Source organism: Pseudomonas sp. LBUM1678 (assembly GCF_059695575.1).
In genome coordinates this window covers 17550-31055 of sequence record NZ_CP166775.1, presented here as the reverse complement: position 1 = coordinate 31055, position 13506 = coordinate 17550, and the positions used below count along the sequence as shown (strand labels likewise).

Here is a 13506-nt window from a genome sequence, read left to right as displayed (position 1 = left end):
CTACAGGTCACACGCCATATAGAACGAGGAATCCCAGCCATGAAAAATGCCGAAACCCCGGTGGTGAAGGTGGTGCTTTATGGTGCCATGAGTAGCTTGGGCAGTGCGCTGATGGCTGAAATACTGCGGCGCCAACATGAAGTGATCGCGATTCTGGATGTTCTGACGGCGCTCCCACCGCGCCCGGGTTTGCGCACCAAGACCGGCGATCTGTTCGAGCCTGAACGCGTCAAGCAAAGTGTGGCCGGCAGTTCGGCGGTTATTTGCCTGCTGGACGCACCAGGATTGCCATTCAACAGCGAGTACGTGGAAAAAACCATCGTGCCAGGCCCGGTCGAGCAGGTGTTGGCAGTGGATGCCCTGATCGAGGGCATGCAGGCGGCGGGCATTGCCCGACTTTTCCTGGTGGGGGATTTCGCCGAACTCGACGAAACCGAGGCCGAAGCGCTGAATCCCCTTCAGCGGCATGCTGCCGAGGAAATCCTTGATGCGCTGCAAAGCAGTGCCTTGCACTGGACCCTGGTGAATGCGCCTTGTGGCGTACCGGGGCTGACGATCGAACATTTCAGCCACATCAGCAGCAGCCTCGAGCCGGGTCTCGCTGAACCGCTTGAACGGTTGAACCGCGTGGCGGTGGGGATTGCCGATGAGCTGCAGCGCAATCTTCACGTTCGCGAACACGTGAACTTTGTTGCGACCGACGCTACACCGCGATAGACGGCAGGGGCATGCCTTTGAGCGATTGAGCGCTGCTGGCCTGTTCTGCCATCAACCAATCCACAAACTGTTGAATCAATGCCCCACGCCGTTTTCGCTGGGGCACGACCACGTAATAGCCGAGCCTGGAAATCACCGTGTCGGCAATCGGCCGACATAACAATCCTTGCGCCAGCAAGTTATCCACAAGGTGCCGCCAGCCGATCGCAACGCCCTGGCCGCCGATCGCCGCTTGAATCAGCAACGTGTAATTGTCGAAGCGCAATTGCCCGGGGGCCGGCGCCGACGTAATCCCCAACTCGCGAAATACGCCGCTCCAGTCGAACCAGTTACTGCTGTTTTCGCCGCGCAGGTGCAGCAGCGGGAACTCGAGCAATGACTGGGCCGGCAAGGGCAGGGGACGGTCTTTCAATAACTGCGGACTGCACACCGGAAACACTTCTTCGCTGAACAGCCAGTGGCTTTCGCCCTGTTTGAATCGCCCCTCGCCGAACAACACCGCGACATCGATATCCGTGCGCAGCATGTTGTGGCTGCGCTCGCTGGTGACCAGGCTGACATCCACCTGAGGATTGGCAGCATGAAACCGGTGCAGACGCGGCATCAACCAATACGCGGCGAACGCAAAATCGGTCGCGACCTGTAAGACCTCATGTTGATGCTGTGCGCTGATTGCACTCAAGCCTGCATCTATATTCTGCAAACCGAGCTGAACCTGCTCGAAAAGTATGGTTCCAGCTTCCGTCAGTTCAATGCCGCGATAGATGCGATCAAACAGGCGCGTGGCGAGTTGTTCTTCCAGACGCTTTATCTGCTGACTGATCGCCGGCTGCGTGGTGCCGAGTTCGACTGCAGCGGCGGTAAAGCTGCGCTGACGGGCCGCCGCTTCAAAGGCGCGGAGCAGGTCCAGAGACAAATCACCAAGGGCGTCATACATAAGCTGTGCTTATCCTAGTCATTGCCGTGCATGGGCTTTACCACAAAGTGCATGGACTCCATGCTCGATCGCAGCACTCTCGCATAAATATTCACTATGGAATGCCGCGATCACATGAAGCGCAAGAATATTCTTTTCATCATGGCCGATCAGATGGCCGCGCCAATGTTGCCGTTCTACGGTCCTTCGCCCATCAAACTGCCTAATCTCAGCCGCCTCGCCGCCGAAGGCGTGGTGTTCGACGCCGCTTATTGCAACAGCCCACTGTGCGCGCCGTCGCGTTTCACCCTGGTCAGCGGTCAGTTGCCGAGCAAGATCGGCGCCTACGACAACGCGGCCGATTTCCCCGCCGATGTACCGACTTATGCCCACTACCTGCGTCGACTCGGCTACCGCACCGCGTTGTCGGGCAAGATGCATTTTTGTGGTCCGGATCAGCTCCACGGCTATGAAGAACGCCTGACCAGCGACATCTACCCGGCCGATTACGGCTGGTCGGTGAACTGGGATGAGCCGGATGTGCGTCCAACCTGGTTCCACAACATGTCATCGGTGCTGCAAGCCGGGCCGTGCGTGCGCACCAATCAGCTGGATTTCGATGAAGAGGTGGTGTTCAAGGCCCAGCAATACCTGTTCGATCACATCCGCGAGGAGGGCGAACAGCCGTTCTGCCTGACCGTGTCGATGACTCACCCACACGATCCGTACACGATTCCCAAGGCTTTTTGGGACATGTACGACGACGCCGACATCCCTTTGCCCGAAACCCCGGCGCAAGCCGAACTCGATCCGCACTCCCAGCGTTTGCTCAAGGTGTACGACCTGTGGGACAAGCCGCTGCCTGTGGATAAGATTCGCGACGCTCGCCGCGCGTATTTCGGTGCGTGCAGCTATATCGACAGCAACGTCGGCAAACTCCTGAAAACACTCGAAGAAACCGGGCTGATCGATGACACGATCATTGTCTTCTCCGGCGACCACGGCGACATGCTTGGCGAGCGCGGCCTCTGGTACAAAATGCACTGGTTTGAAATGGCCGCTCGCGTACCGCTGTTGATCAGTGCGCCCGGACAATTCGGGGCTGGGCGAGTCAGCGCTGCGGTGTCCACCGCCGATCTGCTGCCCACCTTCGTGGAACTGGCCGGCGGTTCACTGGAGCCAGGCTTGCCGCTGGATGGCCGCTCGCTGGTCTCGCACCTGCAAGGGCAGGGCGGTCACGACGAAGTCTTCGGCGAATACATGGCCGAAGGCACCATCAGTCCTTTGATGATGATCCGGCGCGGCGCTTACAAATTCATCTACAGCGAAGACGACCCTTGCCTACTCTTCGATGTACACAATGATCCGCGCGAACAGGAAGAACTCAGTCAATCGCCGCAACATCGCGCGTTGTTCGAAGATTTTCTGGCCGAAGCACGGGCCAAATGGGACATCCCGGCGATTCACCAACAGGTGCTCGACAGTCAGCGGCGCCGGCGTTTCGTCGCCGATGCGCTGACCATCGGCAAGCTAAAGAGCTGGGATCACCAGCCGCTGGTGGACGCCAGTCAGCAGTACATGCGCAACCACATCGACCTCGACGATCTGGAACGCAAAGCACGTTATCCACAACCCTGCCAAAACCAATAATGTTAAGGGGAAGTCCATGCAAAAGTTATCCACAGTACTGACGGTTGGGCTACTGGCTCTGGGCAGTGCATCGGCATTTGCCGATCAGAGCTGCGACACGGTGAAAATGGCTGACCCTGGCTGGAGCGACATCGCCGCGACCAACGCCATTACCGGGTTTCTGCTGGACGGCATGGGCTACAAGGCCAAGGTCGACACCCTCGCGGTGCCGATCACCTTTGGCGGGTTGAAGGATGGCCAGGTCGACGTGTTCCTCGGTAACTGGATGCCGGCGCAGCAGGGCTTCTACGACAAGTTCGTCGCCACGGGCGATGTCACTCAACTGGCGAAGAACCTCGACGGCACCGAATTCACGCTGGCAGTCCCGGATTATGTGTGGGACGCGGGTGTGCATAACTTTGCCGACCTGAACAAATACGCCGACAAGTTCGACAAGAAGATCTACGGCATCGGCTCGGGCGCCCCGGCGAACATCTCGCTGCAAGAGATCATCAAGAAGAACGACTTCGACATGGGCCAGTGGAAACTGGTGGAGTCCAGCGAGCAGGCGATGCTGGCCGAAGTGTCCCGCGCGGTGAAGAAACAGAAGTTCGTGACCTTCCTCGGCTGGACGCCGCACCCGATGAACGTGCAGTTGAAAATGCATTACCTGAAGGGCGGCGAGAAGTACTTCGGCGACACCGGCAGCGTTTATACACTTACCCGCAAAGGTTATGCACAGGCCTGTCCGAACGTTGGCAAGCTGCTCACCAACCTGAGTTTCACCCAGGAGATGGAGAACAGCATCATGGCCGAGGTGGTGAACAAGAAAGTCAGCAATGCTGATGCGGCAAAGGCGTGGATCAAGGCGAATCCCGCCGTGCTGGATAAATGGCTGGATGGTGTGAAGACCGTGGATGGGAAAGATGCGTTGTCGGCAGTAAAAGCAAAACTTTAACCAACCCTGTAGGAGCGAGGCTTGCCCGCGAAGAACGATAACGCGATTCTTTAGAAAAACCGCGTTATCGTTCTTCGCGGGCAAGCCTCGCTCCTACAGGGGGAAGGATCGTCGTCTGTCCTGCTACCCTTGCGCAAAACCCAACCCGAGAGGACCCATGGCCTTCCCCAGCCGCCATTCACTCTTCCCCTTCCTTTCCTGGTTGCCCCGGCAAACCCGTGCCAGCGTCGGTCGTGACCTGATCGTTGGCCTCAGCGGCGCCATTCTTGCGCTGCCACAATCCATTGCCTACGCCCTGATCGCCGGTCTCCCGCCGGAATACGGCCTGTACGCCGCAATCATACCGGTGCTGATCGCTTGCCTCTGGGGTTCGTCGTGGCATCTGATCTGCGGTCCTACAGCGGCGATATCCATCGTCCTGTACGCCAGTGTCAGCCCTCTGGCCGTTCCCGCATCAGAGGACTACGTCACCCTGATCCTGCTTCTGACGCTCCTGGCCGGCATTTTCCAGTGGCTGCTCGGTTTGCTGCGTTTTGGCGCTCTGGTGAATTTCGTTTCGCACTCGGTGGTGCTGGGCTTCACCCTCGGCGCCGCGGTGGTGATTGCCATCGGCCAACTGCCGAACCTGCTGGGGCTGGACCTGCCCAATCAGTCCACCGCCCTGGACAGCTTTTTGATGGTGTTCAAACACCTCGGTTTTGTGGATAAACCTTCGCTGATACTGGGGCTCTCCACCGTCGGGGTGGGCGTGATCCTGAAATTACTGCTGCCACGCTGGCCGACCCTCTTGATCACATTGGCGCTGAGCGGGCTGCTGGTGTGGTTCTGGCCCTCGATGTTCGGCCATGTGAAGTTGGTCAGCGCGTTTGTCGGGCGGCTGCCGCCCTTCAGTCCGCTGCCGCTGGACCTGGATTTGATCCTGCGCCTGCTGCCCAGCGCCGTGGCGGTGGGGATGCTCGGACTGGTGACGAGTCTGTCGATTGCCCGCTCCTTGTCGACTCGCTCTCAGCAACTGCTCGACGCCAATCAGGAAGTCCGCGCCCAGGGTTTATCGAACATGGTCGGGGCGTTTTTTTCGGGCTCTCTGTCAGCAGGTTCTTTTACCCGCTCGGGCCTGAGCTACGAAGCGGGCGCCTGTTCACCGATGGCCGGCGTCTTTTCGGCGGTGTGGGTGGCGTTGTTTGCGGTCTTCGGCGCGAAGTTGATTGCGCACATTCCGATCCCGGCCATGGCGGGCAGCATTCTGTTGATCGCCTGGGGATTGGTGGACCATCGGGGTATTCGCGCGCTGTTACGGGTCAGCCGCGCCGAATTCCTGGTCATGGCGCTGACCTGTGTCGCCACGCTATTGCTGGAGTTGCAGACCGCGATCTATGCCGGGGTCTTGGCTTCGCTGTTCTTCTACCTCAAGCGTACTTCGCAACCCCGCGTGCAGTATTGGCGCGAGGGCGATGAAGACATTCTGCGGGTCGGCGGTTCGATCTTTTTCGGCGCCAGCCATTACCTGCAAGTGCGCCTGCAACGGATGCACGGCGCGCGGGTGGTAATCGAGGCGCAGCAGATCAACTTTATCGACTATTCCGGCGTGGAAATGCTGCATCAGGAAGCGCGGCGGTTGCTCAAGCAGGATCGCAGCCTGACCTTGCGCCGTGCGCGGCCGCAAGTGGTGGAGGAGTTGCGCAAGCTTGAAGGCGCGGAGAAATGCCCGATCCGGTTTGAGGATTGATTTATACCACGCCCATAAACCCGCCGTGATTAGTGGCGACCCAGGCGATCTGGTGAGTGGCATCTCCTTGTTATCTTTACGGGGCAAGTGCATCCTCATGCCTATTCCCTGCCGTGCCTTATGAGTGAAAACACTCGATCTTCGGCTTTTTCCTGAACTGATTTTCGCGCGAATAAAATGAGCAAAGACCTGACCAACTCAGCTATAGATCGGCAGAATATTCTTAACAATCGTTATGCTATCGTGAAAGCGGAGGAGCACCTGGCACTGGGTGGAACCACATTCGAAGGAGAAACTGTTTTCACCAAAGCGCAGGTAGTAGCCCTTTTTAATATCAGTGATGCGACTGTGGAACGGTACCTTGCAGCGCATGATGTTGAGCTGCGCCATAATGGCTATATGGTCCTAAAAGGAAAATTTCTAAAGCAGTTCAAAGCATTGATCGATGTCTCCCTCATTGGTGAGGGTAACAAGGCTCCTTCCCTTGGAATCTTTGGCTTTCGTGCCGTTCTGAACCTAGCGATGTTGCTGACGGAAAGCGAGCGAGCTCAAGCGATTCGGACTCGAATGCTTGATATCGTACTCGATGTCCTCGCAGAACGAGCAGGAGGTCAAACCTTATTTATTAATCAGAGGGATGAAGCATATCTTCCTGCCGCTTATCAAGAATTCAGTTACCGCAAGGTTTTCACCGATGCACTTCGCGACTGTATTGAAATGGGAAATATTAAATACGGAATTTACACAGACCGTATTTACCAGGTAGTTTTCAAAGAAAGAGCAAAAGAATACAAAAGAATACTTAATCTCGCAGAAAAAGATAATCCGCGCGAAACAATGTATGCCGAAGTTTTACAGGCCGTTGCTAGTATAGAAAATGGCTTAGCAACGCAAATGAAAGAAACGATGAATCGCTTGAAGCGAAAGTTACACCCGAGTGAGTTAGACTCTATGCTGGTGGAAGTCGAGAGTAACCCTTACCTAGCACCGGTATTAGATGCTGCGAGAACACGTATGGCAAGCAGGGATTTGCATTTTCGCGACGCCTTACACCAGAAACTGGAGTCCTATATCCAATGTGTTCCTATGGCGGATTTTGAACGCTTTCTTGGAGAAACAAGCCAATCGCTAGAAAATCGCTTGTCTGACCCGAACACACTTGCTGTGTTCAAACGCTTGAAAGATCGCTGATGCCAGTTCCCTTTCTTTACTTCGACTTGCAGCATGCTGTAAATGTCCACGACTGGATCATTGAACAATCCGGAGGTCGTCCTGGGGAGAATGACTTGGGGCTTTTAGATAGCCTTTTGAGTCATATTCAGAATGATGACTACTACCCTCGTTTTGAAGACAAGCTATTACATCTAGTCTTCGCAGTAAACAAGAGCCATGCCTTTACCGATGGAAACAAGCGAAGCAGCATTGCGCTAGGTGCGTATTTTTTAGAGGTTAACGGCTACGGGTACTGCGTAAAACATTTCGTCCATCGAATGGAAAACATTGCAGTGTGGGTCGCAGAAGGGGTTATTTCAAAAGAGCTTTTGGGAGGCATCCTCGAATCTCTGATGTATGAGGAAGATTATAGCGATGAACTTAAGTTACGTATTATCGAAGCACTCACCCCCATACTTTGATTTTTAATTTTATTTCAATACTCGACGTAACTCGGCGAGTACCGGCGCCGTGTCCGGGCGCACACCGCGCCACAGGAAGAACGCTTCCGCCGCTTGTTCAGCGAGCATTCCCAAGCCATCCATCGACACCGCCGCGCCGTGTTCACTGGCCCAACGGCAGAACGAGGTCGGCTCCTTGCCGTACATCATGTCGTAGCACACCGTCTTGCCCGGCTCGATCAGGCTGCTGGCAATCGGCGGTACATCGCCTGACAAACTCGCCGACGTCGCGTTGATGATCAGGTCCACCGACTCCTTCAACCAATCGAAACTACTGGCCGACACCGGCCCAAGGTCCGCGAACAACTCCGCCAGCAACTCGGCTTTCTCCACCGTACGGTTGGCGATGATCACCGATTCCGGCAACTCGGCCAGCAACGGTTCCAGCGCACCCCGCACCGCACCGCCGGCACCGAGCAGCAGGATGCGTTTGCCCTTGAGGCTGAATCCGGCGTTGACCGTCAGGTCCCGCACCAGCCCGGCGCCGTCGGTGTTGTCACCAAGCAGACTGCCATCGGCGAGTTTGCTCAGGGTATTGACCGCGCCGGCGCGCTGCGCACGCTCCGTCAGACTGTCGGCCAGGCGATAGGCCTCTTCCTTGAACGGCACCGTCACATTCGCCCCGCGACCTTCGAGGAAAAACGCCTTGGCGAAGTCAGAAAAGTCGTCAAGCGGCGCCAACGAGGTGCTGTAGTCCAGTTGCTGAGCGGTCTGCTCGGCGAACAAGCGATGGATCAGCGGCGATTTACTGTGGCCAATCGGGTTACCGAACACGACATAACGATCCATCAGGATTCCTCTCAGGCCTTGGCCAACCAATCGCGGTCTTGCAGGAAGTATTCGGTCAAGCGGGCTTCTTCGCTGCCCGGCTCGGCCTTCCAGTCGTAGCCCCAGCGGACTTGCGGTGGCAGGGACATGAGGATCGACTCGGTACGCCCACCCGATTGCAGACCGAACAACGTGCCGCGGTCGTAAACCAGGTTGAACTCGACGTAGCGGCCACGGCGGAATTCCTGGAATTCGCGCTGCTTGGCGGTGAACGCATCGTTCTTGCGGCGCTGCACGATTGGCAGGTACGCCTCGATGTAGGCGTCACCGATGGCGCGCATGAAAGCGAAGCTGGTGTCGAAGTCCCATTCGTTCAAGTCATCGAAAAACAGACCGCCGATGCCCCGCGGTTCGTGGCGATGCTTGATGTGGAAGTAGCTGTCGCACCAGGCCTTGTAACGCGGATAGACGTCCGGGCCGAACGGCGCGCAGGCCTGTTCGGCGACGCGATGCCAGTGCACACAGTCTTCTTCATTGCCGTAATAAGGCGTCAGGTCGAAACCGCCGCCGAACCACCAGACCGGTTCTTCGCCTTCTTTTTCAGCGATGAAAAAGCGCACATTGGCGTGGGAAGTCGGCACCTGCGGGTTGTGCGGGTGAATCACCAGCGACACGCCCAGGGCTTCGAAGCCACGGCCGGCCAATTCGGGTCGGTGAGCGCTGGCGGACGGTGGAAGGCCGCTGCCAAACACGTGGGAAAAATTGACGCCGCCCTTTTCGATCACAGCGCCGTTTTCGATCACTCGCGTGCGACCGCCACCGCCGGCAGGCCGGGTCCAGGCATCTTCGACGAATTGCGTGCCACCGTCTTCAGCTTCCAGGGCAGCGCAAATGCGGTCTTGCAGGTCGAGCAGATAGGCTTTTACGGCCTCGGTGCGGGTCGTCATGTCATCACCTTGAATCGGGCAAAGCTGCGCGGCGTTTGACGGCCGGCGGCAAATTGCTGCGTAGGATAACACTGCACCTTGCACCGCCGCAGTTGACGAAGATCAAGCTTAGGAGTCCGATAGGGAGCTTCGCAAAATGACCTAAGGAGAGTTCTGATGGCAAAGCGTATCCAGTTCAGCGCCCATGGCGGCCCCGAAGTGCTTGAGTATGTCGACTATCAACCCGCCGAGCCCGGCCCGCAGCAGGTTCGAGTGACCAACAAGGCCATCGGACTCAACTTCATCGACACCTACTACCGCAGCGGTCTCTATCCGCCGCCTGCCCTGCCATCGGGTGTGGGGGCGGAAGGTGCCGGCGTGGTCGAGGCGGTGGGCAGCCAAGTGACCCGCTTCAAGGTCGGTGATCGCGTGGCTTACGGCAGTGGTCCGTTGGGCGCCTACAGTGACGTTCACGTTTTGCCAGAGGCCAATCTGGTGCACCTGCCGGACGCCATCAGCTTCGAACAAGCCGCCGGTGTGATGCTCAAGGGCCTGACAGTGCAGTACCTGCTGCGTCAGACCTATGAACTCAAGGGTGGCGAAACCATTCTGTTCCACGCCGCTGCCGGTGGCGTCGGGTCCCTGGCCTGCCAATGGGCCAAGGCCTTGGGTGTGAAGCTGATCGGCACGGTCAGTTCACCGGAGAAAGCCGCACTGGCCAAGGCCAACGGCGCGTGGGCGACCATCGACTACAGCCACGAAAACGTCGCACAACGTGTACTGGAATTGACCGACGGCAAAAAAGTCCCGGTGGTGTACGACGGCGTCGGCAAGGACACCTGGCTGACGTCGCTCGACAGCGCAGCACCACGGGGTCTGGTGGTGAGCTTCGGCAATGCTTCCGGGGCAGTGGATGGGGTGAACCTGGGGATTTTGTCGGCGAAGGGATCGTTGTACGTGACCCGGCCAACACTCGCGACTTACGCAAACAATGCGGAAAATCTGCAGCGTATGGCGGATGAGCTGTTTGAGATGATCATCAGCGGCAAGCTTAAGGTGGACATCAGCCAGAAGTATCCATTGGCTGAAGCGGCGAAGGCGCAGACCGAGTTGTCGGCGCGGCGTACGACGGGTTCGACAGTTTTGTTGCCTTGAAGGACGCCATCGCGAGCAGGCTCGCTCCCACAGTGGATCGGTGTCGATCACAAAATCTGTGTTCACTGAAGATCAAATGTGGGAGCGAGCCTGCTCGCGATGGGCACACCTCGGTCCTAATCCGGGCGAATGACATTTCCGGTCGCGAGATCGCGAATCACGCTCGGATTCTTGCGCCCGCCCAAGTTACCGCCGAGGATAAAATCCACCTGCCCACGGAAATATTGCTCGACGCGTATCCGCGTCCGCGCCGCCGGCCGGCCCTGAGGGTTAGCCGAGGTCGACACCAACGGCCCCACCATCGCACACAAATCCCGCACCTGCGGGTGGTCGCTTACGCGCAGCGCCACCGTTTCATGCATGCCGGTAATCCACAGGGGCAACAAATTCTGATGCGGCACCAGCCAGGTATTTGGCCCCGGCCAAGTGCTGGCCATGCGGTCCATCCACAGTTCGGGAAAGTCTTCGAACAGGAAGTCGAACTGGCGAATATTGTCGGCCACCAGAATCAGGCCCTTTTCCATGGACCGGCCCTTGATCATCAGCAGACGAGAAACCGCGCTTTCGTCCCACGGATCGCAACCCAGGCCCCAGACCGCTTCGGTTGGATAGGCAATCACCGCCCCTGAACGAACGGCTTGTGCGGCTTGTTGCACACGCCAATTGTTGACCATGAAAAACTCTCCGGAATAAGGCTCTGCGCAGTTTACCGATCTTCCTTATAAAACCTAGCTCACCCGAGCAAACCAGCGTCCGCTTTCGCACACTGCCTGGCCATCCATTTCCAGTTCCGTCAGCGCTGCCAGGACTTTGGACAAGGCCCAGCCACTGCTGACCGACAACGCTTCACTGGTGTGGGGCGCGGCGTGAAGCAACAGGAGCAGTGGATGAGTGGGTGCTTGCAGCGTGTCTGTGGATAACGGCAACCGTTGCCAGCCGCGCAAGGCTTCGAGGATATGCTCGATGGTTTCCACCAGCATTGCGCCGTCGCGGATCAATTGATGACACCCCTTGGCGCCAGGGTGATGGATCGACCCGGGAATCGCGTACACCTCACGCCCCTGTTCCGCCGCCAGCCTCGCCGTGATCAATGAGCCGCTGGCGACACTCGCCTCGACCACCAGCACGCCGAGGGATAAACCGCTGATGATGCGGTTGCGCCGAGGGAAGTTGCCGGCGCTGGGGCCGGCGTCCAGCGGGAACTCGGAAAGCACCGCGCTGCCCGACGCGATCATGGCATCGGCCAGCCGCCGATTGCGCTGTGGATAAAACTTTTCAAGTCCCGTGCCAAGTACCCCGACCGTTCGCCCGCCGACGTCCAGAGCGGCTTGATGCGCGGCGGCATCGATGCCCAGCGCCAGACCGCTGGTAATGACGAATCCGCCGCTGGCCAAACTGCGCGAAAACGCCGCCGCGGTGTCCATTCCCGGTCGCGAAGCGCGGCGACTGCCGACCATTGCCAATTGCGGTTTTTCCAGGATACCCGGATCGCCTGCCACAAATAACAGCGGCGGCGCATCACTGATTTCCGCCAGCAATGCCGGGTACTCAGGTTGGTCCCACATCAGTAAGTGCTGGCCCGGACGCTCTAGCCAGGCCAATGCGTGGCTCGCACCATCACGCACTTCATTGGCGCGGCGAGCCTCGGCGCACGCCAGTGGCAAGCCCAGCGAACGCCAGGCACTGGCGGGCGCGCTGATGGCTTTTGACGCCGAGCCGAAGGCTTCGAGCAATTTCTTGAAACGCGCCGGGCCGAGTTCCGGCAACCGATGCAGACGTAGACGAGCTTCCAGTTCCGCAGGGGAAACCGGTGTGACGGCAGACAGCGACATGGATCATCCTTGATCGTTATGAGCCCCGTTCAAACGGGAATAAGCTGTGGATAACTCTGTTGGTAACTTGTGGAGCCTGCTTACGGATTTCGCACCTTGTCCATGACGGCCAGTGAGCGCGAAGCGTGGAGTACCAACCCGTAACTGAGCTTGTCGTAGGTGCGGAAAACCATCAGCAAACCGGCACGCTCATCGGGAATTTTCAGCGGTTGGCCAGTGATCCGGTCACGCACGGTTTCACCGGTTTTCATCACCACCAGCACGTTGCCATCAGCCAGGCCATCGCGTTGCCCCTTGTTCAGGGTGACGACATCCAGCGCGCCGATCTGGGTGACGCCGCGCGGCACATCGATGATCAAGCCATTGATCTGGTTTTTTGGCGCGCTGGGCATGAAGGTCGAGTTGATGGATCGCTCTTCTCCGCTGAACAAACGGTCGCCAAGACGCACCTCCTGAGTCGTGCGTTGCAGCGCCAACGTGGCGACGTCGCCTTCGGTGGCCACAATCTCGCCACCGCCAATGTCATCGGCATTGATCCCCAAAAACTCTTTACTGTCAGGATCGGTGTAGACCTTGCCCTGGCGGAAGATGCCGTAGACCGGTTGGTTCGGGTCGAAATGACCGCGGGCGAAAATGCGGTCACCGGTGCCGCTGAGCACGCGTTCGGCATCGCCGGCAACGATGTAGGGCGCCTTGTCGAAGTCCTCGACCTTGTCGACGATGCGGTTGCTCAGCAGGAAACTATTGATCGATTGCAGCGGAATGCTCGGGATCGCATCGGCCACCGGCGAGCTGCGCACCCGTGGCGAAAGCTTGATGGTGCCTCGCGAAGCCCCGCGATTGAGGGTCAGGCGCGGCTGGCCGTTGACGTAGACCAGCGACAACGAGTCGCCGGGGTAGATGAGATTGGGGTTTTCGATCTGTGGATTGGCCTGCCACAGCTCTGGCCACTTCCATGGCTCCCGGAGGAATTTTCCCGAAATGTCCCAGAGTGTGTCACCCGCCACCACTGTGTATTGCTGTGGAAAACCTTCCTTGAGTTGCACTTGCCCGTGCGCCAAACCGGCCGAGGCCAGAAGGAGCAAGGCGAGTAGTGATTTCCTCATGCGGTGAATCCCTTTATTATGTGCGTTCGCGTGAAACGCCAGAGCCCTCGTGGCTCGCTCCCGACTCTTTACCGAAAAGAAAAGGGAGCTACGCTTCACA

The 13506-nt window shown here is 58.1% G+C and carries 13 protein-coding genes; 7 read left to right on the top strand and 6 right to left on the bottom strand.

The window, feature by feature from the left end:
* Positions 1-39 precede the first annotated feature (39 nt).
* On the top strand, positions 40-717 hold the full coding sequence (locus ACA070_RS00145; protein ID WP_497449583.1) for an NAD(P)-dependent oxidoreductase: 678 nt from the start codon (positions 40-42) through the stop codon (positions 715-717).
* Here ACA070_RS00145 and ACA070_RS00140 read toward each other — a convergent pair.
* Positions 704-1654, bottom strand: coding sequence for a choline sulfate utilization transcriptional regulator (locus tag ACA070_RS00140; protein ID WP_497449582.1), 951 nt, complete (start codon positions 1652-1654; stop codon positions 704-706). The two genes, ACA070_RS00145 and ACA070_RS00140, sit on opposite strands and share 14 nt — an antisense overlap.
* A 114-nt stretch (positions 1655-1768) precedes the next feature.
* Between ACA070_RS00140 and betC the strand changes: the two genes are divergently transcribed.
* The 5 genes from betC (at position 1769) to ACA070_RS00115 (ending at position 7580) form a co-directional block, all read left to right on the top strand.
* On the top strand, positions 1769-3283 hold the full coding sequence (betC, locus tag ACA070_RS00135; RefSeq protein WP_497449581.1) for a choline-sulfatase: 1515 nt from the start codon (positions 1769-1771) through the stop codon (positions 3281-3283).
* Positions 3284-3299: 16 nt separating this feature from the next.
* Positions 3300-4220, top strand: a complete 921-nt coding sequence (gene choX / locus ACA070_RS00130; protein WP_438659800.1) for a choline ABC transporter substrate-binding protein — start codon at positions 3300-3302, stop codon at positions 4218-4220.
* A gap of 157 nt (positions 4221-4377) precedes the next feature.
* The gene (locus tag ACA070_RS00125; RefSeq protein ID WP_497449580.1) at positions 4378-5946 is read left to right on the top strand and encodes a SulP family inorganic anion transporter; all 1569 of its coding nucleotides are present in this window, start codon (positions 4378-4380) and stop codon (positions 5944-5946) included.
* Positions 5947-6123: 177 nt separating this feature from the next.
* The gene (locus tag ACA070_RS00120; protein ID WP_497449579.1) at positions 6124-7137 is read left to right on the top strand and encodes a DNA-binding protein; all 1014 of its coding nucleotides are present in this window, start codon (positions 6124-6126) and stop codon (positions 7135-7137) included.
* Entirely contained in the window at positions 7137-7580 is a 444-nt protein-coding gene (locus tag ACA070_RS00115; RefSeq protein WP_497449578.1) for a Fic family protein, read from the top strand. Before ACA070_RS00120 ends, ACA070_RS00115 begins: the two co-directional genes overlap by 1 nt.
* A 9-nt stretch (positions 7581-7589) precedes the next feature.
* On the opposite strand, the gene aroE is transcribed toward ACA070_RS00115, so the two are convergent.
* Together aroE and hemF are read right to left on the bottom strand one after the other, a co-directional pair.
* Entirely contained in the window at positions 7590-8408 is an 819-nt protein-coding gene (aroE, locus tag ACA070_RS00110; protein ID WP_497449577.1) for a shikimate dehydrogenase, read from the bottom strand.
* An 11-nt stretch (positions 8409-8419) separates the two neighbouring features.
* Positions 8420-9334 carry an oxygen-dependent coproporphyrinogen oxidase gene (gene hemF, locus ACA070_RS00105; protein WP_497449576.1) on the bottom strand — a complete coding sequence of 305 codons (915 nt, stop codon included), beginning with the start codon at positions 9332-9334 and terminating at the stop codon, positions 8420-8422.
* 156 nt (positions 9335-9490) lie between these two features.
* Between hemF and ACA070_RS00100 the strand changes: the two genes are divergently transcribed.
* A complete protein-coding gene (locus ACA070_RS00100) occupies positions 9491-10468 on the top strand; it encodes an NADPH:quinone reductase (RefSeq protein ID WP_497449575.1) in 978 nt (325 codons plus the stop codon).
* 116 nt (positions 10469-10584) lie between these two features.
* Here ACA070_RS00100 and tsaC read toward each other — a convergent pair whose 3' ends face one another.
* The 3 genes from tsaC to ACA070_RS00085 form a co-directional block, all read right to left on the bottom strand.
* Positions 10585-11142 carry an L-threonylcarbamoyladenylate synthase type 1 TsaC gene (gene tsaC / locus ACA070_RS00095; protein WP_497449574.1) on the bottom strand — a complete coding sequence of 186 codons (558 nt, stop codon included), beginning with the start codon at positions 11140-11142 and terminating at the stop codon, positions 10585-10587.
* Between the two features lie 54 nt (positions 11143-11196).
* Positions 11197-12300, bottom strand: coding sequence for a DNA-processing protein DprA (gene dprA / locus ACA070_RS00090; RefSeq protein ID WP_497449573.1), 1104 nt, complete (start codon positions 12298-12300; stop codon positions 11197-11199).
* 80 nt (positions 12301-12380) lie between these two features.
* Positions 12381-13406, bottom strand: a complete 1026-nt coding sequence (locus tag ACA070_RS00085) for a LysM peptidoglycan-binding domain-containing protein (protein WP_497449572.1) — start codon at positions 13404-13406, stop codon at positions 12381-12383.
* Positions 13407-13506 lie beyond the last annotated feature (100 nt).